A 26,105-nucleotide genomic window follows, 5' to 3' on the forward strand; every position below is an offset into this window, starting at 1 on the left:
ACTTAAGCGATCAGATAGCCGCCATCGACGGGCACCACGGTTCCGGTCATGAACGATGCCGCCGGCGACGCGAGAAACGCCGTCACGCGAGCGACGTCTTCCGGCAGGCCCCAGCGCTTCATCGGCGTGCGGTCGAGGATGGCTTGCGAGCGGCCATCGTCTTCCTGCAAGGCTTGCGTGAGCGGCGTGGCGATCCAGCCGGGCGCGACCGCGTTCACGCGGATGCCATCCGCCGCGTAGGCAATCGCGAGCGACTTCGTGAGTTGCGCGACGCCGCCCTTGCTCGCGCTGTACGCGGGCACGAGGCCGCCGCCGAAGAACGTCAGCATCGATGCGGTATTGACGATCGAGCCGCGCGTTTTCGCCAGCAGCGGACGCGCCGTGGCGCACATGCGCATCGTGCCGTTGAGATTCACGTCGATCACGCGCTGGAACACGTCGATGTCGTGTTCCTCGCCGCGCCGGATCATGCCTGCGCAGTTCACCAGTACATCGAGCGTGTCGAGCTTGCCGAACAGCGCGGCCACGCTCTCGGGCGCGGCGACATCGAGTTCGACGAGTTCGATGCGCGCGCCGAGCGCATCGCGTTGTGCGTCGGTCGGCGCGAGTCCCGCCGCGATCACGCGCGCACCGAGCATCGCGAATTGCCGCGCGATGCCCGCACCGATTCCCTGCGTGCCGCCGGTGACGACCACGCGCTTGCCTTCGAACAAATCAGCTTGAAAAGTCATGACGATTTCTGAAATCAGACGACGGGAACGGCGGCGGGGTCGGCATCGACATCTTCGATCGGCGAGCGCACCACGAACATATAAACCAGCGCCGCCGCGAACGCCACGGCCGCGCTGATCAGAAACGCATTCACGAACGAATGCGTCTTGTCGACCACCAATCCCGTGATGAACGGCGCGAACGAGCCGCCGAAGTAACCGCCGAAGTTCTGGATGCTGCCGAGCGACGCTACCATGTGACGCGGCGCCGCCACCGACACCAGCGCCCACGCCGCGCCGCTCGCCATGTTGACGAAGAACATCGCCGCCGACAGATAGACGATCGCCAGCGTGAGATTCGGCGTGAACGCGGCGGGCACCGTGAACAGCGCGCCACCGATCAGCCCCGAGCAAATCGGCCACTTGCGGCTGCGAATGGGCGCGACGCCGCGCGCCATCAGACCATCGGCGATAAAGCCCGACGACAGCATGCCGAGCGTGCCCGCGAGATAGGGAATCGTCACCACCCAGCCGGTTTTCGCAATCGTCAGATGCCGCTCATGTTCGAGATACGCGGGCAGCCACGTGAGATACAGCCACACCATGTAGATCACGCCCATGAAGCCGAAGATCATGCCCCACGTCGTCGCCTTGCCGAACAGGCCGCGCCATTCGGCGAACGTCATGCGACGCTCCGCGCGCTGCGCCGGTTCGCCCTCGGTCAAGTGCGCAAGCTCCTGCGTTTCCAGCGCAATATCCCGCCGATTGCGATACACGATGTACCACCCAATCGCCACCGCGATCCCCAACACGCCCATGATGACGAACATGTTGCGCCAGCCGAACGACAGCAGGAGCACGGTGAGAATCGGCGGCGCGAGTGCCGGCCCGATGGTCGATGACGTCACGAAGATGCCGGTCGGCTTGCCGCGTTCGCGCTGCGCGAACCATTCGGAGACGACCTTCGCGCCCGCCGGAAACTGCGGCGCTTCACCGATGCCCAGCGCAATCCGCGCGATCAAAAACTGCTGAAGGTTGGTCACCAGCCCGCCGAACAATTGCGCGATCGACCACACGAACATGCCGAGCCCGAGCATGATGCGCGCGCCGAAGCGGTCCAGCATCACGCCGATGGGCAACTGCGAGAACGCATACGCGAACGAGAACGCGGAGAGCAGCAAGCCCATCTGCGAAGCGGACAGCCCGAGTTCCTGCGAGACCGAATGATTCGCGATGGACAGCGTGCTGCGGTCCAGATAATTCACGATGCCCGCGAGCGTGAGAAACGCGATCGCGACGATCTGAAGGCGCTTCAGGCGCGGTGATTTTTCCAGCATGTTGTCGTCTCCTCCGAATGCGCTTCTGCGAGGCTTCGGGGTTAGCGGGGTTAGCGGGGTTAGGTTAGTCAGCGGATGAACTGGTCCACGAAATTCGCGCCGAGTCCGACGGATTCATAGTGCTTGCGGCACATGTCGACCTTGGTGAAGACGTCTTCGTAACCGGTGTAGTTGCCGTACGGATCGCAATAGAACATCACGCCGTTGACCTGAAAATACGTGATCATTTCCTCCACGTCTTCGGGCACGTAAAGCGTGTGCGTCTCGCCGGGCGGCTCGAACACATAGCTGCCTTCGACCGCTTCCCAGTCGTGTTCGAGATAGCGCCAGCGGCCCTTGAGCACCATGCCATGCACCGCTTGCGGATGCCGGTGCCGCGACAGCACGCCGGACTTGCGCACGCGCAGGAGGTTCATCCAATAGCCGGTGGAAACGTTCAGGCACAGCGGACGGAACCAGACGTTCTCCGCTTGCGGCACCCATTCGCGCTCGTCGGTGGGAATCGCGGCGGGAACGACGATTTCCTTCTGCGCTTCTTTAGGGAAGGGGAGTTGATACGGCGTCATCGCATCGGCCGTAGGTTTGGGCGCGGGCATCGTCGCGTCTCCTTTGTCCATATTGTGGATTTATGAATCAGATTATGGACAAATGATCGGCTGCTTTGAGGCAGCTTGTCAAGCGTTGGCGTGACGATGAAAAAAAAGCGGGCCTGCGTGTGCAGGCCCGCTTTTCACGGCAAAGATGAACCGAAGACGGCCTATCGCGCCATCATGAACATCTGCGCGTTATGCATCACCCAGACCGTGCCGACGATCAAAATCATCGACATGAGGATGGTGTAGGCAAACGAGATGACATGCCAGCGCTGTCCCTTCGACGTGTTCACGTGCAGGAAGAACACGACATGCACGATCACCTGCACGGCCGCCAGCACCGCCAGCGCCATGACCGCGCTTTCGCCCTTGAACGCGCCCGACTTCACGGCCCAGAACGAACCTACCGTCAGCACGACCGCCAGCACGAAACCGATCAGATAACCCTTCACGGTGACATGCGGAATGTCACTGTGATGCGCGTCATGATGAGTATGTGATTGAGCCATTACGCGACACTCGCAAGATAGACAAAGGAGAACACGCAGATCCAGACGATGTCCAGAAAGTGCCAGAAAAGACTCAGGCACGCGAGGCGACGCAGGCGTCGTTCGTCGGTGCCGGTCTTGAGCAGCATCTGCACGATCAGGACGATCATCCAGATCATGCCGACGGTCACGTGCAGACCGTGCGTGCCGACCAGCGTGAAGAACGCCGACCAGAACGCGCTGCGTCCCGGACCCGCGCCTTCCGCCGCGAGATGCGCGAATTCGTGCAGTTCCAGATACAGAAAGCCCGCGCCCAGCGCGAACGTGACGCCAAGCCACGCCAGCGTCATGCACGACTTCTGGCGCGTCGCGTTGATCATCGCGAAGCCGAAGGTCAGGCTGCTCGTGAGGAGCAGGGCGGTTTCGTAGCCGACATCCGTCAGGTTGAACAGATCGCGGGCGGTCGGGCCGCCTGCGGTCTGCATCGCGAACATGGCAAAGGTGCCGAACAGCGACGCGAACAGCACGCAGTCGGTCATCAGATAGGCCCAGAAGCCGAACACCGATTGCGACGGCACGTGTTCGTGCTCATGTGCGTGCTCGTGTTGCGATGAAAGCATCGATTGCGACGACATTAAACGACCTCCAGTTCCACATCGCGCGCAGCGCCTGCCTTGAGCGGCGTCTGCGGACCCTTATGACCTTCGATGGCCATGACGGTCGATGCGGGGATGATGTAACCCTCGTTCTTCAGGAAGCTGTGCGCGATCGCGCTCACCGCGATGCCCAGCCCGCCCACGATCGCGAGCCACCAGATATGCCAGATCAGCGCGAAGCCCAGCACCAGGCTGAACGCGCCGATAAAGAAACCCGCGCTCGTGTTCGACGGCATGTGAATGTCGCGGAACGCGCCTTCGTAGAGGCTGCGGCCGGTTTCCTTCGCGTCGGCGAAGGCGTCGAGTTCGCGGACCATCGGCATGCGCGCGAAGTTGTATTTCGGCGGCGGCGAGCTGATGGACCATTCGAGCGTGCGCGCGCCCCACGGATCGCCCGTGACATCGCGATATTCCGGCTTGTTGCGGTTGATGACCGACACCACGATCTGCGCCACCTGGAACGCCACGCCCAGCGCGATGATCGCCACGCCCACGGCCGCGACGATGAAATACTGTTGCCATGCCGGGTTGTCGTAGTGATTCATGCGGCGCGTCGCGCCCATGAAGCCGAGCACATACAGCGGCATGAAGGCCACGAAGAAGCCGACGAACCAGCACCAGAACGCGCCCTTGCCGAGCTTCTCGTTCAGCTTGAAGCCGAACACCTTCGGCCACCAGTACGACACGCCCGCGAAGTAACCGAACACCACGCCGCCGATGATCACGTTATGGAAGTGCGCGATCAGGAACAGCGAGTTGTGCAGCACGAAGTCCGCGCCGGGAATCGCGAGCATCACGCCGGTCATGCCGCCGATCGTGAACGTGATGATGAAGCCGATGGTCCACAGAATCTGCGAGTTCATCTGCACGCGGCCGCGGTACATCGTGAACAGCCAGTTGAAGATCTTCACGCCGGTCGGAATGGAGATGATCATGGTCGCGATGCCGAAGAACGCGTTCACGTTCGCCCCGGAACCCATCGTGAAGAAGTGATGCAGCCACACGAGGAACGACAGCACCATGATGCAGCACGTCGCGTAGACCATCGTCTTGTAGCCGAACAGCGGCTTCTTCGAGAACGTGGCGACCACTTCCGAATAAATGCCGAAGGCCGGCAGAATCAGAATGTAGACCTCGGGGTGACCCCAGGCCCAGATCAGATTCAGATAGACCATCGGGTTGCCGCCGCCGTCGTTCGTGAAGAAGTGCATGCCGGCGTAGCGGTCCAGACCCAGCAACGCGAGCGCCACGGTCAGGATCGGGAACGTCGCCATGATCAGCACGTTCGCGCAGAACGCCGTCCACGTGAAGACCGGCAGCTTCATCCACGTGAGGCCGGGTGCGCGCATTTTCACGATGGTGACGAAGAAGTTCACGCCTGACAGCAACGTGCCGACGCCGGAAATCTGCAAGGCCCAGATGTAGTAATCGACGCCCGTGTCGGGACTGAACTGCAGTTCCGAGAGCGGCGGATACGCGAGCCAGCCGGCCTTCGAGAACTCGCCGACGAACAGCGAAATGTTCACGAGCAGGGCAGCGGCCGCCGTCATCCAGAACGACAGCGAGTTGAGCATCGGGAAGGCGACGTCGCGCGCGCCGATCTGCAGCGGCAGGACGAGGTTGAACAACGCGACCAGCAGCGCCATGGCCATGAAGAAGATCATGATGGTGCCGTGCGCGCTGAAAATCTGGTCGTAGTGATGCGGCGGGAAAATGCCCGGCGAATCCATCGCGATGGCCTGCTGCGCGCGCATCATGACGGCATCGGCGAAGCCGCGCAGGAGCATCAGGAAGGCGAGCACGAGATACATGACGCCGATGCGCTTGTGGTCGGTGGACGTCAGATACTCGCGCCACAGCCAGCCCCACTTGCCGAGTTTGGTGATGACGAGTCCCGTCGCGAGCACCATCAGCGCCATGAAGGCGGTCGCCCCCATGATGATGGGTTCGTGATACGGGATCGCCTCGAGCGTTAGTTTGCCGAACATGGCTTACCCCTTGGTTACACAGTTGGCACCGTTGACATCGAAACGGCCGCCGTTATATTTCGCGACGATGTTGTTGAAGAGCTTGGGATCGACGGTCGAGAAATACCGCACCGCGACCTTCTCGCTCGGACGGGCGACGCCCGCGTACACATCCATGTTGAGATTTTCAGGCGCGTTCTTGACGTTCTTGATCCACGCGTCGAAATCCTGTTGCGACATGGCGAGCGCCCGGAACTTCATGTCCGAGAAACCCGCGCCGCTGTAGTTCGCGGAGAGCCCCGCGTAATCGCCCGCGTGATCGGCGATCAGATGCAGCTTGGTCTGCATGCCGGCCATCGCGTAGATCTGGCCACCGAGTTGCGGGATGAAGAACGAGTTCATCACCGAATCCGACGTGATCTGGAAGTTCACCGGCGTGTCCACCGGAAACGCGAGCTGATTGACCGACGCGATACCCAGATCCGGATAGATGAACAGCCACTTCCAGTCGAGCGCGACCACTTCCACGCGGATCGGCTTGACGTTCGATTCGAGCGGCTTGTACGGGTCGAGCGCGTGCGTGGTGCGCCACGTCAGGATGCCGAGATACAGGATGATGATCGTCGGAATGGTCCAGATGAGGACTTCGATGATCGTGGAGTGCGCCCACTTCGGCGCGTAGGTGGCGCGGGTGTTGGATGCGCGATAGCGCCAGGCGACGAACAGGGTGAGCAGGATCACCGGGATCACGACGATCAGCATCGCGTAGACCGACGTGGCGATCAGCGAGACTTCCGCCTTGCCGATCGCCCCTTTGGAATCCAACACGTGCAGCTCGTTCATGTTGCATCCCGCAAGGCACAGACTGGCAAACAACCCCGATAACAATGGCCTTGCTAAACGTGGAGTATTTTCATTCATTGCATTCGCTGGTTCTTGAGAATCGAAGCGTCCCGGGAAGAACGCCGTCCACGGCTTTTGCCGCGTCGCGATCATGCCATGCATGATTTTTCGCGCAATTGATAAATGATGGAATTTGGTCGCATCGAGAGAATGTGCGACACCGTGACGCGAGGCAGTGCTTGAGAGTTGCTTTATGACGGCATTGATTGCCTGAATGTGGAACGAATGGGCAATGAATGCGCAAGGGGAAAGTTGTCGCAGTTTGTTGTCTGGCGGTACTTGGGACACCTGTCAAAACATGTCGCCGGAGGACTTTGGGAAGACATGGCGTTGCAGAATGTCGGGCTTTGAAGAATCTGTGATCTTCAGGGTCACCAAGGACAACAAGCACATGAAGAAAAAGAACTGGCTCGCGCTGGCGGCCTCGCTGATCTTGCCCGTGCTCGCGCATGCGGGTTGCGAAGATTACTTCCAGACGTGGATGAACAAGTTACATCCGCAGCGCACGTTGGATACAGACCATGCGGTCTGCAAGGACTGGCCCGCCAACGATGCGTTGATGGTTGCGGCGCTTCCTTTCCCGCACGCAGACAACAGCGATGACCAGGGCATCTTCGATCTGGAAGTGCTGGTCGCGGATCGCGCGACGGGCACGATCATCGCGCATGTTTATCAGCCTTCCGCGATCACGTCGGACGCGGTTCGCTTCTCGGGTCTCACGCTGGACACGGCGCGCTATCAGTTATCGAAGGACAACCGCGCGTTTGGTGTGCGCGTGAGTAATCAGAGCTTGTCGCGCGCCGATTCGTTCGGAACGACTGCGTTGAGTCTCTATGCGATCGAAGGCCAGAAGCTGCGGACCGTGCTCGATCGACTCACAGTGGAATCCAACAGCAGTGGAGACAGCGGCGAGTGCTCCGCGTCTTACGACACCACGACGCGAACCATCGACATGGGCGCCATCGGTTCAAACGGCGTGGCGGCCTTGAAGGTATCGGAGAAGTCGATTCATTCGGTCGATAAGAAGGTCGGCGGCGAGTGCAAGAGCCACGATGACGCGCCGGTGCGCGCCACGTTCACGCTCGACTACCGCAACGGACACTACGCGATCCCGAAGGGCATGAGCGACGCGTCCTGAGGACGCAGGCATCGCCCGCGCGAAACACTCCGTTCGCCCGGGCGGCAGCCAGATTCGAACTCGTCTTAAAGGCGCACGGCATGGGCGTTCCTACAATCCGTCCATCTTAAATTTGCCGTGCGATGAACATGCCCACCAAGATCGAATTCCAGACCAGCGAAGGCCGCCTTTCGCTATCCATCCCCGATGCCGAATTCCTCGCCTACGACGCCGGCGACGTCTCCATGCGCTCCATGCGCGAGTTTGTCGAACGCATGCGCACCATCGGTCTGGGCGATGCCGCCGAGCGCCACGCACGCCTGATCGCGCAAAGCAAGGTGAATGTCATGGAATTGCGCGAGACGCGCGAAGATGCCGAAGCGCTGCTCGCGTGTGGCGAGTCCTTCGACGACACCATCACGCCGCGCCTCACGCTGTTGCGCGATGCCATCGCGCAAACGCAGATCGATCTGCGCGCGAGCATGGACAAGATGGCGGGGTTGTCCGCCGCGTCGCATGCCGCGCTGAAACAGATTCGCGGTTATCGTCCGCCCGCGCGACGCAGCTTTTGAGTTCAGCCCGCCGAATACTTTCTCAGCAGCGCATTCACATCGATCCGGTTGCCTTGCAACACCAGCAACCGCGCATGCAGCACCAGATTTTCGAGGACGAGCATCGCGGTGCTGAGCATGTAGGTGAGATTCACATCGCCCGAATCTAACCCGCTCGCTTGTAGCGCGCGATGCCGCTCCAGCAGCGAGCCCAGCACCAGACTCCGCAATTCCTGCTCGCCGAACGGGAGATCGCCGTAATCCACGGGATCTTCCTGTTCGAGTTCCGCCAGCAACCCCGTCAATTCGCTGATGCTCACTTCCATGGCTTCTCCCGGCTATCGGTGAACGTGGTCGGTGAACCGCGTCTTCATGGTGCCATGCCCGAACCGAAAACAAAATAGCCGCGAGAACGCGTGTAACGCATGCGGCGTAAACTGGAAGGCATCCGCAACGAGAGACAACGATGGCCCGACGCACGCCCGAACCGTGGTATCACCCGCCGCAAGAGGAAGTGTGCGCGCTGTGCGGCCGTCCGGTGCCGGTCGCGGAGCGCGATCTTCATCACCTCGTGCCGAAGTCGCAGGGCGGCCGTCAAACCGCCGTGCTGCATCGGATTTGTCACCGGCAACTGCACGCGCTGTTCACCGAGAAGGAACTCGCGCAGCAATACGCCACCGTCGATGCGCTCCTCGCGCACGAAGACGTGCGCAGCTTCGTCGATTGGGTCAAGACCAAGCCCGACGGTTTCCACGAACGCACACGCCGCGCGGCGCGCAAGCGTTAGGCGAGCGTGCGCACCATCGCGGGCTTCGAATTCAACACGGTGGACGGTTCGCAAGCAGCAGCCGGATCGGCGCGATACGCCGACATCCCGAAGCGTTGCAGGATGAAGTTCTCGACGACGAGATACAGATCGCGCTCACGCGGCCGCGTGCCCCAGCGACTATTCCCCGCCACCGATGCAATGGTGAACCACGACTGCGGCGGAAACAGTTCCACGCGCAGCTTGCCGCGCTCAAGAATCCGCAGCCGTCCCGTATCGATTTGAAACTCGGCGCTGACCGCGCCTTCCGGCATATCGATGTTCGCCGTGATCGTGTTGGTCTTCATGGTCTCGCTCTTTGATTTCGAGTAATGCTGCGCGCCCCGACGTGACGTTTTGATGATGCCCGTCCGTTTCCGCGCCCCGCTGATAGAATCCGCCGCCTTGCAAGCCGACCTTAAGGCCAGGCGCGTTGCAAAAACAGCCCGCAAAAGCAGGGAGAAACAGCAGGGGTTGTCACGCCCGCGAAGGGCAATTCATCGCACGCCGCATGCCACGCCCCGTTTTTGCAGACTTCAGTCGATAGGCATACAGTAACGGCGTTGCGCGTCGACGCCGAAACATCGGCGTCATCGGCAAGGAAGCCGCAACGCGTGCGCAGCTTGATGCCGAACGTTCGCTGCCGCACATAAAAACATCACGCGTTCGAGCGCTCGTCGGTTCGGCCTCGTCTTCGAGTCATTGAAAAAGACGCCGGCCTCGTTCACCAAAGTTCAAATCAAAGAGGGAAGTTCATCATGTACAAAGCGTATTCCTACGCCGCATCCGCAACGGATAAACCGCTCGGCCCCATGGAAATCAGCCGCCGCGAAGTCGGCCCGAACGATGTGCGCATCGACGTGCAATTTTGCGGCGTGTGCCATTCGGACCTGCACATGGCGCGCAACGAATGGGGCGGCACGAACTATCCGGTGGTGCCGGGCCACGAGATCGTGGGCCGCGTCGCCGAAGTCGGTTCGGACGTGACGAAGTTCAAGGTGGGCGATCTGGCGGGCGTCGGCTGCATGGTGGATTCGTGCCGTGTTTGTCCGTCCTGTCAGGAAGGGCTGGAGCAGTATTGCGAAGACCCGGCCAGCTTCACGCAGACCTACAACTCGCCGGACAAGAAGTCGGGCGGCGTGACGTACGGCGGCTATTCGTCAAGCATGGTCGTCGATGAAGCGTTCACGCTGCGCATTCCGGACAATCTGGAACTGGCCGCTGTCGCACCGCTGCTGTGCGCGGGCATCACCACGTACTCGCCGCTCAAGCACTGGAACGTGAAGAAGGGCGACAAGGTGGGTATCGTCGGTCTGGGCGGGCTCGGTCACATGGGCGTGAAGATCGCGGCCGCGATGGGCGCGCACGTCGTGCTGTTCACCACGTCGCCGAGCAAGATCGAGGACGCCAAGCGCCTCGGCGCGAACGAAGTCGTGATCTCGAAGGACCCGGATCAAATGGCCCAGCACGCCAACAGCTTCGACTACATCCTGAACACGGTGGCGGCATCGCACGATCTCGATCAGTTCATGTCGCTGCTCAAGCGTGACGGCACCATGACGCTGGTCGGCGCGCCGGAGCATCCGCATCCGTCGCCTTCGGTGATGAACATGATCTTCCGCCGCCGTTCGATTGCCGGTTCGCTGATTGGCGGCATCGCGGAAACGCAGGAAATGCTCGACTTCTGCGGCAAGCACGGCATTGTTTCGGACATCGAGAAGATTCGCATGGACGAAATCAACACGGCTTACGAGCGCATGCTCAAGAGCGACGTGAAGTATCGCTTCGTGATCGACATGGCGACGATTGCGCGTTAAAGATTGCGCGTTAAATCTTGTCCGCGCGTGCGGTCGGCAAGCTCGCGAAATGCGAGCGCAACGCGTCGATCGCCGCGCGGACTTTCGCCGGCTCGCGATCGCGGGTCGGTGAAACCATCGTCACCGGCAGGCTCGGGAAGCGCCAGTTCGGCAACACCTGAACGAGCGTTTCCCGTTTGATGGATGGCTGGGCATCGATGTACGCCATGTGCGCGATGCCCAATCCGTGCTCGCAAATCTGCTGCAAGGTCGGCTGCGTGCTGCTCACGATCCGCACCGTCACCCGCACGTTTTCCTTCGTTCGTTTTTCTCCCTGCAAGCTTAGACTGACCGAGGGCGGTTCTTCCGAATCGTCGATCTCCCGTTCGTGCGCGATCCAGTGATGGTTCGCCAGATCGCGCGGATGATTGGGCACGCCATGACGCTCCAGATACGCAGGCGATGCGCACAGCACCGTCTCCAGTTCGCAGAGCTTTCGGCCCGTCCATCCAGAATCGGGCAATTTGCCGGCGCGGATGGCGAGGTCCACGCGCGCGTCGATCAGATCCACGAGTTCATCGCTGACCAAAAGGCGTAAGCGCAATTCCGGCCATGTGGAGAGCATCGGCGCGAGCGCGGGCGCGATATACGGCGCAAAACCCAGCGGCGCGGCGATGCGCAATTCGCCGGTCGGCGCATCGCGCGCCTGCGTGAGCGATTCGCTGGCCGATCGCCATGCGTCCATCATCCGCACGCAATGCGCGTGGCAGCGCTTGCCGTCTTCGGTGAGCGTGAGCTTGCGCGTCGAACGATGGAGAAGCGTCACGCCCGCCTGCCGTTCGAGCGCCTTGATGGTCTGGCTAACCGCCGATGGCGTCATGCCAAGCCGCGCGGCGGCAGCGGTCATCGACCCTTGCGTGACGGTTTCCGCGAAAACGACGAACTTGCGTAAATCGTTCATTGTGAAGTCAGGCTTCAAAGAGAAGGTGATTTTCAGCGTATTTTAAAGCACGCGTGAAACCGATAACCTCTCTTCATTCGTTCATTTTTTCGAGGTCACGTTTATGAAAGTCGCTTTGATCGGTTCGTCGGGTTTCGTCGGGAAACACGTTCAGCAGGAATTGCTTCGGCGCGGTCATTCGGTCACGGCGCTCGTGCGTCGCGCCAATACCGACGCGCCGCAACACGCCGTGCAATACGTTATCGGCGATGCCTATTCCTCCGCATCCGTCGCGGATGCCGTGAAAGGCCACGACGCCGTGGTGTCCGCGTTCAATTCCGGCTGGAATGACCCGCAACTGTTCGACAACTTCATGCGCGGCAGCGCGGCGATCGAAAAGGGCGTGGAGATGAGCGGCGTGAAGCGGCTCGTGGTGATCGGCGGCGCGGGCAGTCTGTTCGTCGCGCCGGGCGTGCAGCTTGTGGATACCGAAGGATTCCTGACGCACGTTCCGGCGAATATCGTCCCCGGCGCGCGCGCCGCGCGCGATGCGCTCAACGCCATGCGCGGCAATACCGCGCTCGACTGGACGTTCCTGAGCCCGCCCGCGATGCTGGAAGAAGGCGAGCGCACCGGCACGTATCGCGTCGGTGGCGAAAACCTGCTGATGGAGGGTGATAAGCCCGCAGGCATTTCCGTTGCGGATTTCGCCATCGCCGTGGTCGACGAACTGGAAAAGCCGCAGCACGTGAAGGCGCGCTTCACGGTGGCGCGAGCGAACTAACGTTCACTCTTTCGGCGCGACGCTCGGTTCCACGGCGCGAAAATGCCAGCCATCGGCTTGCCGAACGAACACCGCGACGATGTGCCCCGACTCGCGCCGGAACGTGCCATCGGCGTTCGGCACATCGACCGAAAATTCCGCGATGCTGAAGCCGCCGTCGCCCTGTACGTTCGCATCCAGCACGTGGATGTGATGTCCCTTCGCGCCGGACTTGAAGCGCGCCTCGTAATACTGCTTCAGCGCCGCGTGTCCTTTGATGATCTTGCCGGCGGGCGACACCAGCAGACCGTCGTCGGCATAGAGATTCGCCATGGCGTCGGCGTTGTGCGCGGCGTAGTCGGTGTCGTACAGACGCCCGAGCTTCGCGGCGGCGGACTGCACATCCTGCAAAGTGGGATGTGCGGTCGTTGCCGCGTGCGCCAGCGGCATGCAAGCCAAAAACAGAAGGGCAATCGGCTTCTTCATCACGGCACTCCTTAACGTTCACACGCGCTTCGGAATCTCCAAACCACGCTGCACCGCAGGCCGCGCCAGAAACGCATCCAGCACACGCTGCACGTGGGCGAACTCATGAAAGTCCACCAGTTCGCGCGCTTCGTAAAACCCGATCAGATTGCGCACCCACGGAAACGTGGCGATATCCGCGATCGAGTAATCATCGCCCATGATCCATTCGCGCGATTCGAGTTGCTTGTCCAGCACGCCGAGCAGCCGCTTCGATTCCGCGACATAGCGCGCACGCGGCCGCTTGTCCTCGTAATCCTTGCCCGCAAACTTGTTGAAGAAGCCGAGTTGCCCGAACATCGGGCCAATGCCGCCCATCTGGAACATGAGCCATTGAATGGTTTCATAGCGACGCGCGGCATCCTGCGAGATGAAGCGGCCGCTCTTGTCGGCGAGATACATCAAAATCGCGCCCGATTCGAACAAGGGCAACGGCTCGCCGCCGGGACCGTTCGGATCGATGATCGCGGGAATCTTGTTGTTCGGATTGAGCGAGACGAATTCCGCCGAAAGCTGATCGTTCATATCGAAACGAACGAGATGCGGCTCGTAGGGCAAGCCGGTTTCTTCCAGCATGATCGACACCTTCACGCCATTGGGCGTCGGCAGCGAATAAAGCTGGATGCGCTCGGGATGTTGCGCGGGCCATTTCTGCGTGATCGGGAAGTCGGATAGCGCGGCCATTCTGGCTCCTTTTAAAAGAGTCCTCACTATAACCATTTCGCTTCGATCAGCCGTGTTAAAAATCGGCGCGCGAAGAATAGCGAGGGTTCGCGTACAGACTCGCAACGTTGAAAGCAGGACGCTGTATTTGCGTCTGCTACAGAGCGATTGTAGGAATCGCTTGATGAAACGGGCACGAAGCGGTGCCTCACAAACCGACAAAATAACGCAGCGTCCCTTGCGGACAGCATGCAGCACAGGCGCGCTACGCGAGCTTCGAAACTGGCTCGCAATTTGCATCGTACGCGGTGCCGCACGAGATTTGAGCGGCCCGTCGTCGCCGCTGACATTGCCACCGCTCGTTACGTGTTGCCGCCATGAAAACCGCACCGCTCGCCGCCATTGCCGCGCTCGCCATCGCCGGGGGAATGTTGCCCGCGCTAAGCGACGCCCATCCGCTCGACTCCCAACTCGACTGCAAATCCAGCGCGCATCGCTTTATCGCGCCGCTGCGTGACGAACAATCGATCGAGGCCACGCCGATGCGCGTCGAAGCCAACTCCGTCAACGCGTTCAAGCCCGCCAGCGGCAAGGATCTCACCGCGTTCGGATTTCGCGTCTACGCGGTGCTCGGCTACGAACAGGGCGATGCGATGTTCAAACAAGGCAGCGGCCAGCCGATCAACGATTCGTCGTACGGCGTGGTCGTGATGGCGCCGAAGGACGTGGTGGAAGATCGCGTGCGCGAATCCAGCAGCACGGCGATCGTGCATCAGGTCATCCCGATGATCATGACCGCCGTGTTCTGCGACGGCAGCGCCATTCGCACCGCCAGCGCCACGGCGACTACCGCAACCGTCAGTGTGACGAAAGAAGCGTCCGGCAATCGTTGAAAGGACCCCGGCGCTTCATTCCGCATTGCCCGATAATGTTCTCCCGATCACCAAAACGCGCGCGATCTGTCGCGCGCACGACAACAGGAGAACGCCGTTATGTCGGACGCAGCCAGCCAGTCCTCACGCATTGCCATCGTCACCGGAGCGGGTAGCGGAATCGGACGCGCGGCGGCGCTTGCGCTACTTTTGGACGGCTGGTCGGTCGTGCTCGCGGGGCGTCGTCCCGATCCGCTGGATGCGGTGATCACAGAATCGAACGCGCAAGCACGCGCGCTTGCCGTGCCGACCGACGTCGCCGATCCCGCTTCCGTCGAAAAGCTTTTCGATGCCGCGGTCGAGCGCTTCGGCCGCGTCGATCTGTTGTTCAACAACGCGGGCGTGAGCAATCCGCCCGGCCCGTTCGAAGACTGGACGCCGGAACAATGGCAAGGCGTCGTCGATGTCAACCTGAACGGCATGTTCTATTGCCTGCAACAGGCTTTCCGCACCATGAAGGCGCAAACGCCAATGGGCGGCCGCATCATCAACAATGGTTCGATTTCGGCGAGCGCGCCGCGTCCGAATTCGGCGGCCTACACGTCCACCAAGCACGCGGTTCAGGGCTTGACCAAATCCGCCTCGCTCGATGGCCGCAAGTACGATATCGCGGTCGGTCAGATCGATGTCGGCAACGCCTTCACCGAGCTTTCCGCGCGCATGAAAAAGGGCGTGCCGCAGGCCAACGGCGAGATCGCGGAAGAACCGATGATGGACGTCAAGGTCGTCGGCCAGTCCGTGCTTTACATGGCGAATCTGCCGCTGGAAGCCAACGTGCTGTTCCACACCGTGATGGCGACCAAGATGCCGTTCGTCGGGCGCGGCTAATCGCTCCGAATTACCCCGCGACGCGATACCAGACCCGAATGCCCGAATACCAATGGCTGACGCTGGTATCGTCGCCTGCGCCGAACGTCGAGAGGCTTTCGACGTTCAGCACATCGATCCCGTTCTCCGCGATCCACTGATTGGCGCGCGCGACGAGCTTCGCGCCGTCCTCGTACACGTTGCCTTTAATGAGGTGATGCTGCACGACTTGTCGCTCGAAATCTTCAAAGGCGATCTTCGTCATCGCTTCTGTCTCCCGCGTTTTCGTGATGTCGTGACCGGCGATCCGGCCATCCGTGGCACGCTTTTTTTGCTGCGCCGCAACGATCCCGCTGCATGACGCATGATGGCGATTCGAGCATCATATGGCCACGGACAGGCCGCGCACGGAGCGGTTTACCCGCGGTCAGCGAAGACGCGCGACAAAAAAACTAAAAAGCGAGACGGGGACATCAAGGAGAGCACGATGGACATGCGGCAACGCGAGCACATCGAGGCCGTCGTCGCGGCCACCACGCGCCAGGAGATGCTGGCGCCGGCGCGCACGCACGACGACATCATCCGAAGCTCGTGGCGGCGCTGTGTGCATCAGTACGGGCTCGATCCGGGCCGCATGCAGGAAGCGCGCATTCTCACGCAGACGCGGCTGCGCGAACATCAGCAGCGCATCGACGACTTTGCGCGGATTGCGCGGCATGGCTTGGAGACGCTCTACGAGCAGGTCGCGGGCATGGGTTACGTCGTCCTGCTGACGGATGCGCTGGGCGTGACCGTCGACTATATCGGCGATGCGAACACCGACCACGCGCTGCGTCGCGCGGGCCTTTATCTCGGCGCGGAGTGGAGCGAGAACGGCGCGGGGACGTGCGCGGTCGGCACCGTGCTCGCGACGGGTCAGGCGTTGACGGTTCATCAGATCGATCACTTCGATGCCACGCATATTCCGCTCACCTGCACCGCCGCGCCGCTGTTCGATTCACGCGGCGCGCTCTCCGCGATTCTCGATATTTCCGCGCTCACGTCGCCGCAAGCGCGCGACAGTCAGAACCTCGCGCTGCAACTCGTGCGCATCTACGCGCGGCATATCGAGAACGCGAATTTTCTGCGCACGCATCGGCAGGACTGGATATTGAAGCTCAATACATCGCCCGAATTCGTCGATGTCGATCCTGAATATCTGATCGCGCTCGATGAGGCGGGGCGCATCGTCGGACATAACCGGCGTGCGCATGAAATGCTGGCGGCGGAGATCGGGCGGCCGATCGAGCCGGGACAATCGGCGGCGTCCTTGCTGCATGTGCCGTTCGATACGCTGTTCGATGCGCGTCTCGAAGAACTCGGGCGCTTCGTGTATTCGCGTCCGAGCGAGTTGCGCGCGTTGCCGCTGTCGAAAAGCGGCGCGTTGCTGTACTTGAGCGTGATGCCGCCTGCGCCGTGCTTCACGCCATCGTCTGCTGTTCGCGATGCGCGTACCGTCACCGTTCCCGCGCCGCTCAAAGCACTCGGCGGTGGCGATGCCACGCTCGCGAAGCAACTCGAACGCGCGGCGAAGCTGGTCGATTCGCCGATCAATCTGCTGGTGAATGGCGAGACCGGCAGCGGCAAGGAATTTTTCGCGAAGGCGCTGCATCGCGCGAGTGCGCGGCGGGCGGGGCCGTTCGTCGCGGTGAACTGCGCGGCGATTCCCGAGACGCTCATCGAAAGCGAATTGTTCGGGCATCTGCCGCACAGCTTTTCCGGCGCGGGCGCGCGGCCCAAACGCGGGCTGATTCAGGAAGCCGATGGCGGCACGCTGTTTCTCGATGAAATCGGCGACATGCCGCGCGAGCTTCAATCGCGTTTGCTGCGCGTGCTGGCGGAGGGCGAGGTGTTGGCGATCGGCGCATCGCGGCCCGTGTCCGTCGATGTGCGCGTGATCTCGGCGACGCATCATTCGCTCGATCAACTCATGCAGGATGGACGGTTTCGTGAAGACCTCTATTACCGCCTGAATGGCGCGCGTTTCACGTTGCCGCCGCTGCGCGAACGGAGCGATCTGGACTGGCTCATCCGCAAGTTTCTCGATGACGATACGGCGCGTGGTTCGTCAGCGATCACGTTGTCGGCTGAAGCGCGGGAGCGGTTGCATCGGCATGCGTGGCCGGGGAATTTGCGGGAGCTTTCGAACGTGCTTCGCTATGCGCGCGCGGTGTGTTCGAACGGCTCGATCGATGTGGACGATTTGCCGGAAGGCTTCGCCGATGCGTCGCTCAAACCGCCCATGCAGATGGAAGATGTTTTCGACACGCACAAGCTGCCGCCCGAAGGCATGCTGCTGATGCAATACCTGCGCGCGGCGAGTTGGAATCTGAGCGCGGTGGCGCGGCAGATTGGGGTCAGCCGGATGACGCTTTATCGGCGGATGGAGCGGTTTGGGATTCGGTCGCCGAATCAGCGGGATGTTAGTGGGCGATAGTTCCACCTGTCCACTTAAACGAGACACCTGCGCTGTGACACCTGTCACACACGCCCGCTCCAACACGTCTGAAAACCCCATAAAACAAGGGTAATCCCGCAACTTTCCCATTGGCATAACGCTTGCCTTAATCCGCCGCACACTAAAACAAAGCGGTAGAAAAAAGGAGACACAGGCATGAACGCCAGGACGCCGCTCGTCGGCATCATCGCGAATCCTGTTTCGGCGCGCGACATACGGCGCATCGTGGCGAACGCGAACAGTCTTCAGCTTGCGGATCGTGTGAATATCGTGCTGCGGCTCTTGTCGTCGCTGGCGGCAGGCGGCATCCCGCGCGTCTTGATGATGCCGGACCGCGAAGGTCTCAAGGTCATGCTCGCGCGGCATCTGTCACGCAAGCAAGGGCCGGACGCCGCGCTCGCCGCCGTCGAGTTTCTCGACATGCCGGTGACCGCGCGCGTCGATGACACCTTCCGCGCCGCACGCCAGATGCGCGACGCCGGCGTCGATGCGCTGATCGTGCTCGGCGGCGACGGCACGCATCGCGCGGTGGTTCGCGAATGCGGCGACGTGCCCATTGCGGGTTTGTCCACCGGCACCAACAACGCCTATCCCGAGATGCGCGAATCGACCATCTCCGGCCTCGCGACGGGACTGTACGCGACCGGCCGCATTCCGGCGAAGCACGCGCTGGCATCGAACAAACGGCTCGACATCGAAATCCGCGATGCGAACGGCCACGTGCGTCACGACATCGCGCTCGTGGATGCCGTCATCTCCAACGAACACTTCGTCGGCGCGCGCGCGCTGTGGAAGATCGACACGCTCGCGGCCGTCTATGTCGCGTTTGCCGATCCGCAGGCGATCGGCATGTCGGCCATCGCGGCGCTGATCGAACCTGTAGGCCGCAACGATGCAGGCGGTCTCGCCGTCGAACTCGCCGCGCCCGGCCAGGGCGAGTTCGACTTGTGCGCGCCGATTGCGCCGGGGCTCATGGAGCCGGTGCCCATCGCGGGCTGGACGCGTCTTGTCGATGGCGTGCCGCATCGCGTGAAGCAGACGCAAGGAATCGTCGCGCTCGACGGCGAACGCGAGCTTGCTTTCGGCCCCGGCGATCAGGTCACCGTCACCTTGCGCGAAAACGCTTTTCGCAGCATCGATGTCGCCGCGTGCATGCGCTTCGCGGCGGCATCCGGGCTGATGCGCCAGCCCATCCACGCATCGCATTGATCCATCAACCGAAGGAGACAGAGATGACAGCACAGCATGCGGGCGGCTTGCCGCTTTCGAAGGAAGAACTGCTCGGCGTCTATCGCAAGATGCGCACGATCCGCGATTTCGAGGAACGCCTGCACGTCGATTTCGGACGCGGCGATATTCCCGGTTTCGTGCATCTGTACGCGGGCGAGGAAGCGGCGGGCGTCGGCATCATGAGTCATCTGAACGATGGCGACCGGATCGCGAGCACGCATCGCGGCCACGGACATTGCATCGCGAAGGGCGTCGATCCCGTCGCGATGATGAAGGAGATCTACGGCAAGAAAGGCGGCTCGTGCAATGGCAAGGGCGGCTCCATGCATATCGCCGACCTCTCTAAAGGGATGATGGGCGCGAACGGCATTCTCGGTGCGGGCGCGCCTTTGATCTGCGGCGCGGCGCTGGCGGCTAAGTTTCGCGGCAAGGGCGAAGTGGGCATCACTTTCGCGGGCGATGGCGCGTCGAACCAGGGCACCTTTCTGGAGAGTCTGAATCTCGCGGCGGTGTGGAATCTGCCGGTGGTGTTCGTGATCGAGAACAACGGCTACGCGGAATCGACCGCGCGCGATTACGGCACGGCGGTGGACAGCTACGTGGATCGCGCGGCGGGCTTCGGCATTCCGGGCGTGACGGTGGACGGCACCGATTTCTTCGCGGTGTACGAAGCGGCGGGCGAAGTCATCAAGCGGGCGCGGGAAGGCGGCGGACCGTCGCTGCTCGAATGCAAGATGATCCGCTTCTACGGCCATTTCGAAGGCGATGCGCAGACCTATCGCGCACCCGGCGAAGTCGACGATATCCGCTCGAACAAGGATTGCCTGAAGAAGTTCGCCGCCGCCGTGACGCAAGCCGATGTGATCGCCCCCGGCGAACTCGATGCCATCGACCGCGAAGTCGCTGCGCTGATCGACCGCGCGGTGCAGGAAGCGAAGGACGCGCCGCAACCGACCTCGGCCGATCTGCTCACCGATGTCTACGTCAAATACTAAATTCTGGAGACACACATCATGGCCCGCAAACTGAGCATGAAGATGGCGATCAACGAAGCACTCGATCAGGAGATGATGCGCGATCCGAGCGTGATCGTGCTGGGTGAGGATATCGTCGGCGGCGCAGGCGCCGATGGCGAAAAGGACGCGTGGGGCGGCGTGCTCGGCGTGACCAAAGGCTTGTACGCGAAGCACGGCGACCGGCTGCTGGATACGCCGCTATCCGAGTCGGCGTATGTCGGCGCGGCCATCGGCGCGGCGGCGTGCGGCATGCGGCCGGTCGCGGAACTCATGTTCATCGACTTCATGGGCGTGTGCTTCGACCAGATTTTCAATCAGGCCGCGAAGTTTCGTTACATGTTCGGCGGCAAGGCGGAAACGCCCGTCGTGATCCGCGCGATGGTCGGCGCGGGCTTTCGCGCGGCGGCTCAGCACAGCCAGATGTTGACGTCGCTGTTCACGCATATTCCGGGATTGAAGGTGGTGTGCCCGTCCACGCCGTATGACACCAAAGGGCTGCTGATTCAGGCCATCCGCGATAACGATCCGGTCATCTTCTGCGAACACAAGAACCTGTACGGCTTCGAAGGCGAAGTGCCGGAGAACTCGTATGCCATTCCCTTCGGCGAGGCGAATATCGTGCGCGACGGGAAGGATGTGTCCATCGTCACGTATGGGCTGATGGTGCATCGCGCGCTGGAAGCGGCGGCGACGCTCGCGAAGGAAGGGATCGAGGCGGAAGTGGTCGATCTGCGCACGCTTTCGCCGCTCGATCTGGACACGGTGCTGGAGACCGTGGAGAACACGGGGCGGCTGGTTGTCGTCGATGAAGCGAATCCGCGCTGCAACATCGCCACCGATATTTCCGCGCAGGTCGCCATGAAGGCGTTCGGCGCGTTGAAGGCGGGTATCGAGATGGTGTGCGCGCCGCATACGCCGGTGCCGTTCTCGCCGACGCTCGAAGATCTGTACATTCCGAGCGCCGCGCAGATTGCCGACGCCGCCCGAAAAACCATGAAGGGAGGAAAGCACTGATGTCCGCGATCACACCCATCGTAATGCCCAAATGGGGCCTGTCGATGAAGGAAGGCACGGTCAACGAGTGGCTCGTGGAGGAGGGCACGGAGATCACCGTCGGCATGCCGATTCTCGATGTGGAAACCGACAAGATCGCCAACGCGGTCGAAGCGCCGGACGCGGGATTGCTGCGGCGGCGCGTGGCATCGGCGGGCGATACGCTGCCGGTCAAGGCGCTGCTCGGCGTGCTCGCGCCGTCCACGGTGAGCGATGCCGATATCGATGCGTATGTGTCGTCCTACGTCACGCCTGCCGAGGACGAAGCGGAAGGCGAGGAAGCAGCGGCGTATCACTTCGTCGATGTCGATGGCATCCGCGTGCGTTACGCCGCGCGCGGTGGCGATGACGTTAGCCGTCCGGCGGTGCTATTCATCCACGGCTTCGGCGGCGATCTCGACAACTGGCTGTTCAATCTCGATGCACTCGCGGAAAAGAACCGCGTCTACGCGCTCGATCTGCCCGGCCACGGGCAATCCACGCCGAAAGTGCCAGGCACGACGCTGGCGGCGCTTGCGGGTTTCGTCGGCAAGTTCATGGACGCGGTGAAACTGGGCCGCGCGCATCTCGTCGGACATTCGATGGGCGGCGGCATCGCGGCGCAAATGGCCGTGGATGCGCCGGACCGCGTGCAATCCGTCGCGCTCATTTCGCCCTCCGGTTTCGGCGATGAAGTGAACAACGCGTACACCGAAGGTTTCGTGAAGGCCGAATCAAGGCGCGAGTTGAAGCCGGTGGTGGAATTGTTGTTCGCCAATCCCGAACTGGTCAGCCGTCAGATGCTCGACGATCTGCTCAAGTACAAGCGTCTGGACGGCGTGAGCGATGCGCTTACATCGCTCAATGCCGGTCTGTTCGCGGATGGCAGGCAAAGCGCGAAGCCGGGTAGCAAGCTGGCGGAAACGGGCAAGCCGGTGCTCATCATCTGGGGCGGAAAGGATCAAATCATTCCCGCCGCGCACGCGAAGAACGCACCGCCGGGCGCGAACGTTCGCGTGTTCGACGATGCGGGGCATATGAGCCAGATGGAGAAGGCGAACGAGGTGAATGGGTTGTTGAAGGAGCACGTCAGCGCCGCCTGATTGTTTTTTGCAGCAACGAGACGTGACGACGCGCCCCGCCGGCATTGGCTGCCGACGGGGCGCATTCGCTTTCGCCCCATTTTGGCTACCATGCGTGAATCCCTTCTTCGCCGACGCCATGCCCTTCACCCTCATCGACCCCGCATCACTCTCCGGCGACCCGCTCGACGCCGAGGAATTGCTGCTCGCCCGCGCCGCCTCGGGCGATGCCGTCGCGCATCTCTGGGAAGCGCCCGTTTCGCTGATCGTGCCGCGCAGCTACCAGCGTTTCCCATTGCTCGCGGATGCGCGCGCCGAGTTCGCCCGGCGCGGCTGTCCGGTCTGGCTGCGTTTGTCAGGAGGCGGACTCGTGCCGCAAGGTCCGGGCATCCTCAATCTGAGTCTCGCCTATCCGGTACGCGCGCCGATGGGCGCATTGTCCGAAGCGGTCTATCTGCACCTGTGCGGCCTCATCGCGGATGCGCTTCACTCGCTCGGCGTGTTCACGCACTGGCAGGCCGTCGAAGGTTCCTTCTGCGACGGCCGCTTCAACCTCGCGTGGGGTCCGGGCGGCGATGCGCGCAAGATCGCGGGCACCGCGCAATACTGGCGTCGCGTGCCGCGCGCGGATGGCGCGCCACCGAATGACGACGACGAACCGCTTTATGCCGTGCTCGCCCATGCGGTATTGCTCGTGGATGCCGATCCCATCGAGATCAACGAGCGCGCCAATGCGTTCGAGGCGTTCATCGGCAGCGAACGGCGCTATGAGGAAATGAAGGTGGTGACCGTCGCGCAGGCGCTTGCGTACGAATGCTTCGCGCTGCCGCACGATCTGCGCGCGCGCGTACGCGATGCACTCGTCGAACGCGTGCGCGAAACCGTTCCGCCCGCACCATGAAAAACACAACGAGGTGGCCATGCCGTTACGACAGGCTTCGAACGGTTTCTTCTTCGCGTTGTGGGTCGCGGTGTGCGCGGCATCGCCCGAGTTTTTGTGGCAAGGATTGGTGTCGCTCGTCAGTCATTTTTCTCTCACCGATGCCGCCGCCGCGCTGTTGATCGGCGCGATTCTCGCGTTCTTCGTGGAACCCGTGCTGGAGCGCGTGCGCAGCTTCGACCACGTGCCTCATGAGCGCAAATCGCCCGCCTTCGCGGCGTGCGTGGCGTTGAGCTTCGCGGTGGTCGCCGTGTGCGTGCATGAAGCGATCACCGTGTATATCGCCGCGAGTCACTTGAACGAACAGGCCAGCCAAAACCTCGTGAAAGCGGTGTCGCAGGCGCTGCAATGGGCGGCCATTCCGTTCTTCATCACATTGGCGTGGATGGCGGCGCGCGGGCCGAAGTGGCTCGCGTGGACGGCGGTGGCGGTCGTCGTGATCGCGAGTTATCTGACGGGCGTGATCTTCGAGTGGGCCTTGCGCTCGCTGCTGACGAGCGCGATTCCGGCGCTGCTGGTGCTGGCGGCGGGATGCATCGTCGTGCGCGAACAATGGGACGAAGCGACCTTCCGGCGCTGCGCCCGTGCGACGGCGGTCATCGCGCTGGCTTGGCTGCTGATTACCGGCGTGCTGCAACTGGTGCTGTGGGCGGCGAATGTGCAGGGGTTTCGCGTCTATGACTGGAGCGAATTCTGGAGCGACATGCGCTTTTATATCGGCTGGGTGATCGGGCTGTTCGTCGCGCCGCCGCCGGTGATGGCGACGCCCGAACCCGTAGTCGATGACCGCTGGCGGCGGCGGAAATGAAAGCTCATTCCCGCCGCGCATTGGATGCAATCAACCCGGAGGCGGCGGTTGCCAGCCCGGAGGCGGCGGCGGAGGCGGTGGCGTGTAGTACGCCGCGCCGTTGCTCGGCCGGATGGTGCGCACGCCGCCGCGCACCGGAACCTTGTCGCCTGCCGCGTACATGCATTGCAGATACGCCGAGTCGTAACGCTGCTGCACGTTATAACCCGATGTCTGCGCCGCGCCGACGCCGAACGCGCTGCCGGTCAGCAAGCCCGCGCCCGCGCCGATAGCCGCGCCCGTGCCGCCGCCGAACGCCGCGCCCGCCGCCGCGCCCAGCGCCGTGCCGACCAGCGCGCTGCCGACCGCGCTGTTGGTCGCGGCGGTATTTGCATCCACGCCGCCGACTTGCTGATTGGCGAACTGACGGCACGAGCCGTCATCGGCGCGGAACTGATCGAAAGTCTTCGTGCTGCCGGGCAGCGCCATGACGCTGGGGCCGGTGGGCATCACGGTACAGGCCGACAAAAGGCCGATGGCCGCAAGAAGCAGGGCGAGCCTTGAGATGTTCATGAGTTCGTGCGAAATCACTGGTGATCGTGGGTTCAGTTCGACGGCGGCGGCGAGGCGGGTACTTCGCGCCATCCGCTCGAACACTGTTTGACGTACGGGTAATACGCCTTCGCCGATTCGCAGTAATACCAAGTGCCCGGTTGTTGAGCGGGCGCACCATCCGCACCGGCGGGTTGTCCTTGCTCGACATACGTGGTCGGCGCGGCAGGCGCGACATACACGGGCGGCGGCGGATAGTAGTAATACGGCACCGGCGGCGCGTAAGGGTAATAGACAGGTCCGCCGACCCACACGCCGACGCGCGCCCACGCATAAGCGTTACCCGCGATACCCACGCTGCACAGCATCAACAGCGCGATGAAAGCCTTGAGGCGATTCACGATTTTCTCCGAAAAAATGTTAGTTCCACGCACCGTATCTCGCGCATTTCCGAACGATGCGCCAGTTATGAAGGAATATCAATTACCGGGCCTGGCTCGATTTTTTCATGAGGTTACGGCGTGACTTTATGTGACCTTCAAAGGGCCATCGGACGCATTACACCCGAGGTTAATTAGGCCCGCGTTAAGCGCGAACGACCGTCATGCCCGCGTGTTCGAGCGGTTCGGTGAGCTTCGCATCGGTCGAATCTTCGACGATGATCGTCTGCGCGAGTTCGATCCCGCCAATGCGATACGCCGACGCCGCATTGAGCTTCGCGGCAGACGCCAGCACCACCGTTTCGGCAGCCCGTGCGGCGAGCGCCCGCTTGATGTGCGCTTCCTCGTAATCGCCGGTGGACAGCCCTGCTTTCGGATGCACGCCCGTCACGCCCATGAAGTACACATCAGCGTTGATATGCGACATGGCTTCCACCGCCGCCGCGCCCACCGTAACAATGGAATGCTTGTACAACTTGCCGCCGATCAACACCACGTCCAGCGATGCATGTTCCGCCAGCGCCACCGCCACGCTCGGACTGTGCGTGACCACCGTCGCGACGAGATTCGCGGGCAATTGCGCGACCAGCAGCGCGGAAGTCGTCCCGCCATCGATGATGACAACCTGCCCCGGCGCAATCATCTCCGCCGCGCAGCGCGCGATGCGCCGTTTCGCGTCCGACTCCATCTCCTGACGACGCGCAAACGGCGCCGTGGCAGGCGACGCCGGCAACGCGCCGCCATGCACGCGTTGCAGCAGACCATCGGCCGCGAGTTCGCGCAGATCGCGGCGCACGGTGTCTTCCGACACGCCGAAGTGCGCGCTGAGTTCGGTGGCGAGCACCTGACCGTCGCGGGCGAGTGCATCGAGAATGGCTTTCTTGCGTTGGCTGGTCAACATGGATTTGCACGAAATTTCTTGATTTTGCACGAAATCGCACGCTACCATGCAGTCATCCATTTGTCGAGGAGACCA

At 62.1% G+C, this 26,105-nt stretch carries 30 protein-coding genes; 14 read left to right on the forward strand and 16 right to left on the reverse strand.

Annotated features, from left to right (window positions below; genetic code table 11):
- Window positions 1–2: 2 nt before the first annotated feature.
- The 7 genes from ACZCWR_RS26875 to cyoA form a co-directional block, all read right to left on the reverse strand.
- Window positions 3–731, reverse strand: coding sequence for an SDR family NAD(P)-dependent oxidoreductase (locus ACZCWR_RS26875; RefSeq protein WP_487306056.1), 729 nt, complete (start codon window positions 729–731; stop codon window positions 3–5).
- Window positions 732–745: 14 nt separating this feature from the next.
- A complete protein-coding gene (locus ACZCWR_RS26880) occupies window positions 746–2,047 on the reverse strand; it encodes an MFS transporter (protein WP_487306057.1) in 1,302 nt (433 codons plus the stop codon).
- Window positions 2,048–2,115: 68 nt separating this feature from the next.
- Window positions 2,116–2,643 carry a 2,4'-dihydroxyacetophenone dioxygenase family protein gene (locus ACZCWR_RS26885; protein WP_487306058.1) on the reverse strand — a complete coding sequence of 176 codons (528 nt, stop codon included), beginning with the start codon at window positions 2,641–2,643 and terminating at the stop codon, window positions 2,116–2,118.
- Window positions 2,644–2,804: 161 nt separating this feature from the next.
- The gene (cyoD, locus tag ACZCWR_RS26890; protein WP_487306059.1) at window positions 2,805–3,149 is read right to left on the reverse strand and encodes a cytochrome o ubiquinol oxidase subunit IV; all 345 of its coding nucleotides are present in this window, start codon (window positions 3,147–3,149) and stop codon (window positions 2,805–2,807) included.
- Window positions 3,149–3,763: a cytochrome o ubiquinol oxidase subunit III gene (cyoC, locus tag ACZCWR_RS26895; protein ID WP_487306060.1), complete on the reverse strand. Its 615-nt coding sequence runs from the start codon at window positions 3,761–3,763 to the stop codon at window positions 3,149–3,151. Before cyoC ends, cyoD begins: the two co-directional genes overlap by 1 nt.
- Entirely contained in the window at window positions 3,763–5,772 is a 2,010-nt protein-coding gene (cyoB, locus tag ACZCWR_RS26900) for a cytochrome o ubiquinol oxidase subunit I (RefSeq protein ID WP_487306061.1), read from the reverse strand. The genes cyoC and cyoB overlap by 1 nt, the downstream gene beginning before the upstream one ends.
- 3 nt (window positions 5,773–5,775) lie before the next feature.
- Window positions 5,776–6,672, reverse strand: a complete 897-nt coding sequence (gene cyoA, locus ACZCWR_RS26905) for a ubiquinol oxidase subunit II (protein ID WP_487306062.1) — start codon at window positions 6,670–6,672, stop codon at window positions 5,776–5,778.
- 373 nt (window positions 6,673–7,045) lie between these two features.
- Between cyoA and ACZCWR_RS26910 the strand changes: the two genes are divergently transcribed.
- Window positions 7,046–7,792 (forward strand): PA3715 family protein, encoded by a 747-nt coding sequence (locus ACZCWR_RS26910; protein WP_487306063.1) that lies wholly within the window; start codon window positions 7,046–7,048, stop codon window positions 7,790–7,792.
- A 128-nt stretch (window positions 7,793–7,920) separates the two neighbouring features.
- Window positions 7,921–8,343 (forward strand): hypothetical protein, encoded by a 423-nt coding sequence (locus ACZCWR_RS26915; RefSeq protein WP_487306064.1) that lies wholly within the window; start codon window positions 7,921–7,923, stop codon window positions 8,341–8,343.
- Between the two features lie 2 nt (window positions 8,344–8,345).
- Here ACZCWR_RS26915 and ACZCWR_RS26920 read toward each other — a convergent pair whose 3' ends face one another.
- On the reverse strand, window positions 8,346–8,648 hold the full coding sequence (locus ACZCWR_RS26920; RefSeq protein ID WP_487306065.1) for a hypothetical protein: 303 nt from the start codon (window positions 8,646–8,648) through the stop codon (window positions 8,346–8,348).
- 140 nt (window positions 8,649–8,788) lie between these two features.
- Between ACZCWR_RS26920 and ACZCWR_RS26925 the strand changes: the two genes are divergently transcribed.
- The gene (locus ACZCWR_RS26925) at window positions 8,789–9,109 is read left to right on the forward strand and encodes an HNH endonuclease (RefSeq protein WP_487306066.1); all 321 of its coding nucleotides are present in this window, start codon (window positions 8,789–8,791) and stop codon (window positions 9,107–9,109) included.
- Here the strand turns inward: ACZCWR_RS26925 and ACZCWR_RS26930 are convergent.
- Window positions 9,106–9,435 (reverse strand): hypothetical protein, encoded by a 330-nt coding sequence (locus tag ACZCWR_RS26930; protein ID WP_487306067.1) that lies wholly within the window; start codon window positions 9,433–9,435, stop codon window positions 9,106–9,108. The genes ACZCWR_RS26925 and ACZCWR_RS26930 overlap by 4 nt on opposite strands.
- A 450-nt stretch (window positions 9,436–9,885) precedes the next feature.
- Between ACZCWR_RS26930 and ACZCWR_RS26935 the strand changes: the two genes are divergently transcribed.
- Window positions 9,886–10,944 carry an NAD(P)-dependent alcohol dehydrogenase gene (locus ACZCWR_RS26935; RefSeq protein WP_487306068.1) on the forward strand — a complete coding sequence of 353 codons (1,059 nt, stop codon included), beginning with the start codon at window positions 9,886–9,888 and terminating at the stop codon, window positions 10,942–10,944.
- Between the two features lie 10 nt (window positions 10,945–10,954).
- Here the strand turns inward: ACZCWR_RS26935 and ACZCWR_RS26940 are convergent, their stop codons facing one another.
- Window positions 10,955–11,884: a LysR family transcriptional regulator gene (locus ACZCWR_RS26940; protein WP_487306069.1), complete on the reverse strand. Its 930-nt coding sequence runs from the start codon at window positions 11,882–11,884 to the stop codon at window positions 10,955–10,957.
- A gap of 103 nt (window positions 11,885–11,987) precedes the next feature.
- On the opposite strand from ACZCWR_RS26940, the gene ACZCWR_RS26945 reads away from it, so the two are divergent.
- Window positions 11,988–12,647, forward strand: a complete 660-nt coding sequence (locus ACZCWR_RS26945) for an NAD(P)-dependent oxidoreductase (protein ID WP_487306070.1) — start codon at window positions 11,988–11,990, stop codon at window positions 12,645–12,647.
- 3 nt (window positions 12,648–12,650) lie between these two features.
- Here ACZCWR_RS26945 and ACZCWR_RS26950 read toward each other — a convergent pair whose 3' ends face one another.
- Window positions 12,651–13,112, reverse strand: coding sequence for a YybH family protein (locus tag ACZCWR_RS26950; protein ID WP_487306071.1), 462 nt, complete (start codon window positions 13,110–13,112; stop codon window positions 12,651–12,653).
- Between the two features lie 18 nt (window positions 13,113–13,130).
- The gene (locus ACZCWR_RS26955; RefSeq protein ID WP_487306072.1) at window positions 13,131–13,835 is read right to left on the reverse strand and encodes a glutathione S-transferase N-terminal domain-containing protein; all 705 of its coding nucleotides are present in this window, start codon (window positions 13,833–13,835) and stop codon (window positions 13,131–13,133) included.
- Window positions 13,836–14,191: 356 nt separating this feature from the next.
- Here ACZCWR_RS26955 and ACZCWR_RS26960 point away from each other — a divergent pair, with 356 nt between their 5' ends.
- Window positions 14,192–14,707: a hypothetical protein gene (locus tag ACZCWR_RS26960; protein ID WP_487306073.1), complete on the forward strand. Its 516-nt coding sequence runs from the start codon at window positions 14,192–14,194 to the stop codon at window positions 14,705–14,707.
- A 99-nt stretch (window positions 14,708–14,806) separates the two neighbouring features.
- Window positions 14,807–15,574, forward strand: a complete 768-nt coding sequence (locus ACZCWR_RS26965; RefSeq protein ID WP_487306074.1) for an SDR family oxidoreductase — start codon at window positions 14,807–14,809, stop codon at window positions 15,572–15,574.
- Window positions 15,575–15,584: 10 nt separating this feature from the next.
- Here ACZCWR_RS26965 and ACZCWR_RS26970 read toward each other — a convergent pair whose 3' ends face one another.
- Window positions 15,585–15,818 (reverse strand): hypothetical protein, encoded by a 234-nt coding sequence (locus ACZCWR_RS26970; RefSeq protein ID WP_487306075.1) that lies wholly within the window; start codon window positions 15,816–15,818, stop codon window positions 15,585–15,587.
- A gap of 222 nt (window positions 15,819–16,040) precedes the next feature.
- On the opposite strand from ACZCWR_RS26970, the gene ACZCWR_RS26975 reads away from it, so the two are divergent.
- From ACZCWR_RS26975 to ACZCWR_RS27005, 7 genes are all read left to right on the forward strand, one after another.
- Window positions 16,041–18,029, forward strand: a complete 1,989-nt coding sequence (locus ACZCWR_RS26975; RefSeq protein WP_487306076.1) for a sigma-54-dependent Fis family transcriptional regulator — start codon at window positions 16,041–16,043, stop codon at window positions 18,027–18,029.
- A gap of 177 nt (window positions 18,030–18,206) precedes the next feature.
- Window positions 18,207–19,259, forward strand: coding sequence for an ATP-NAD kinase family protein (locus ACZCWR_RS26980; protein ID WP_487306077.1), 1,053 nt, complete (start codon window positions 18,207–18,209; stop codon window positions 19,257–19,259).
- A 23-nt stretch (window positions 19,260–19,282) separates the two neighbouring features.
- Window positions 19,283–20,275: a thiamine pyrophosphate-dependent dehydrogenase E1 component subunit alpha gene (locus ACZCWR_RS26985; RefSeq protein ID WP_487306078.1), complete on the forward strand. Its 993-nt coding sequence runs from the start codon at window positions 19,283–19,285 to the stop codon at window positions 20,273–20,275.
- An 18-nt stretch (window positions 20,276–20,293) separates the two neighbouring features.
- Window positions 20,294–21,310, forward strand: coding sequence for an alpha-ketoacid dehydrogenase subunit beta (locus ACZCWR_RS26990; protein ID WP_487306079.1), 1,017 nt, complete (start codon window positions 20,294–20,296; stop codon window positions 21,308–21,310).
- Window positions 21,310–22,431, forward strand: coding sequence for an acetoin dehydrogenase dihydrolipoyllysine-residue acetyltransferase subunit (locus ACZCWR_RS26995; protein WP_487306080.1), 1,122 nt, complete (start codon window positions 21,310–21,312; stop codon window positions 22,429–22,431). Before ACZCWR_RS26990 ends, ACZCWR_RS26995 begins: the two co-directional genes overlap by 1 nt.
- 118 nt (window positions 22,432–22,549) lie before the next feature.
- Window positions 22,550–23,311: a lipoyl protein ligase domain-containing protein gene (locus ACZCWR_RS27000; RefSeq protein ID WP_487306160.1), complete on the forward strand. Its 762-nt coding sequence runs from the start codon at window positions 22,550–22,552 to the stop codon at window positions 23,309–23,311.
- A gap of 19 nt (window positions 23,312–23,330) precedes the next feature.
- The gene (locus ACZCWR_RS27005; protein ID WP_487306081.1) at window positions 23,331–24,158 is read left to right on the forward strand and encodes a hypothetical protein; all 828 of its coding nucleotides are present in this window, start codon (window positions 23,331–23,333) and stop codon (window positions 24,156–24,158) included.
- A 30-nt stretch (window positions 24,159–24,188) separates the two neighbouring features.
- On the opposite strand, the gene ACZCWR_RS27010 is transcribed toward ACZCWR_RS27005, so the two are convergent.
- From ACZCWR_RS27010 to ACZCWR_RS27020, 3 genes are all read right to left on the reverse strand, one after another.
- Window positions 24,189–24,710 (reverse strand): hypothetical protein, encoded by a 522-nt coding sequence (locus tag ACZCWR_RS27010; protein ID WP_487306082.1) that lies wholly within the window; start codon window positions 24,708–24,710, stop codon window positions 24,189–24,191.
- Between the two features lie 32 nt (window positions 24,711–24,742).
- Window positions 24,743–25,090 (reverse strand): hypothetical protein, encoded by a 348-nt coding sequence (locus ACZCWR_RS27015; RefSeq protein ID WP_487306083.1) that lies wholly within the window; start codon window positions 25,088–25,090, stop codon window positions 24,743–24,745.
- Window positions 25,091–25,274: 184 nt separating this feature from the next.
- Window positions 25,275–26,078, reverse strand: coding sequence for a DeoR/GlpR family DNA-binding transcription regulator (locus ACZCWR_RS27020; RefSeq protein ID WP_487306084.1), 804 nt, complete (start codon window positions 26,076–26,078; stop codon window positions 25,275–25,277).
- Between the last annotated feature and the right edge of the window lie 27 nt (window positions 26,079–26,105).

The sequence above is a fragment of the Caballeronia sp. A2-2 genome, from assembly GCF_057612605.2.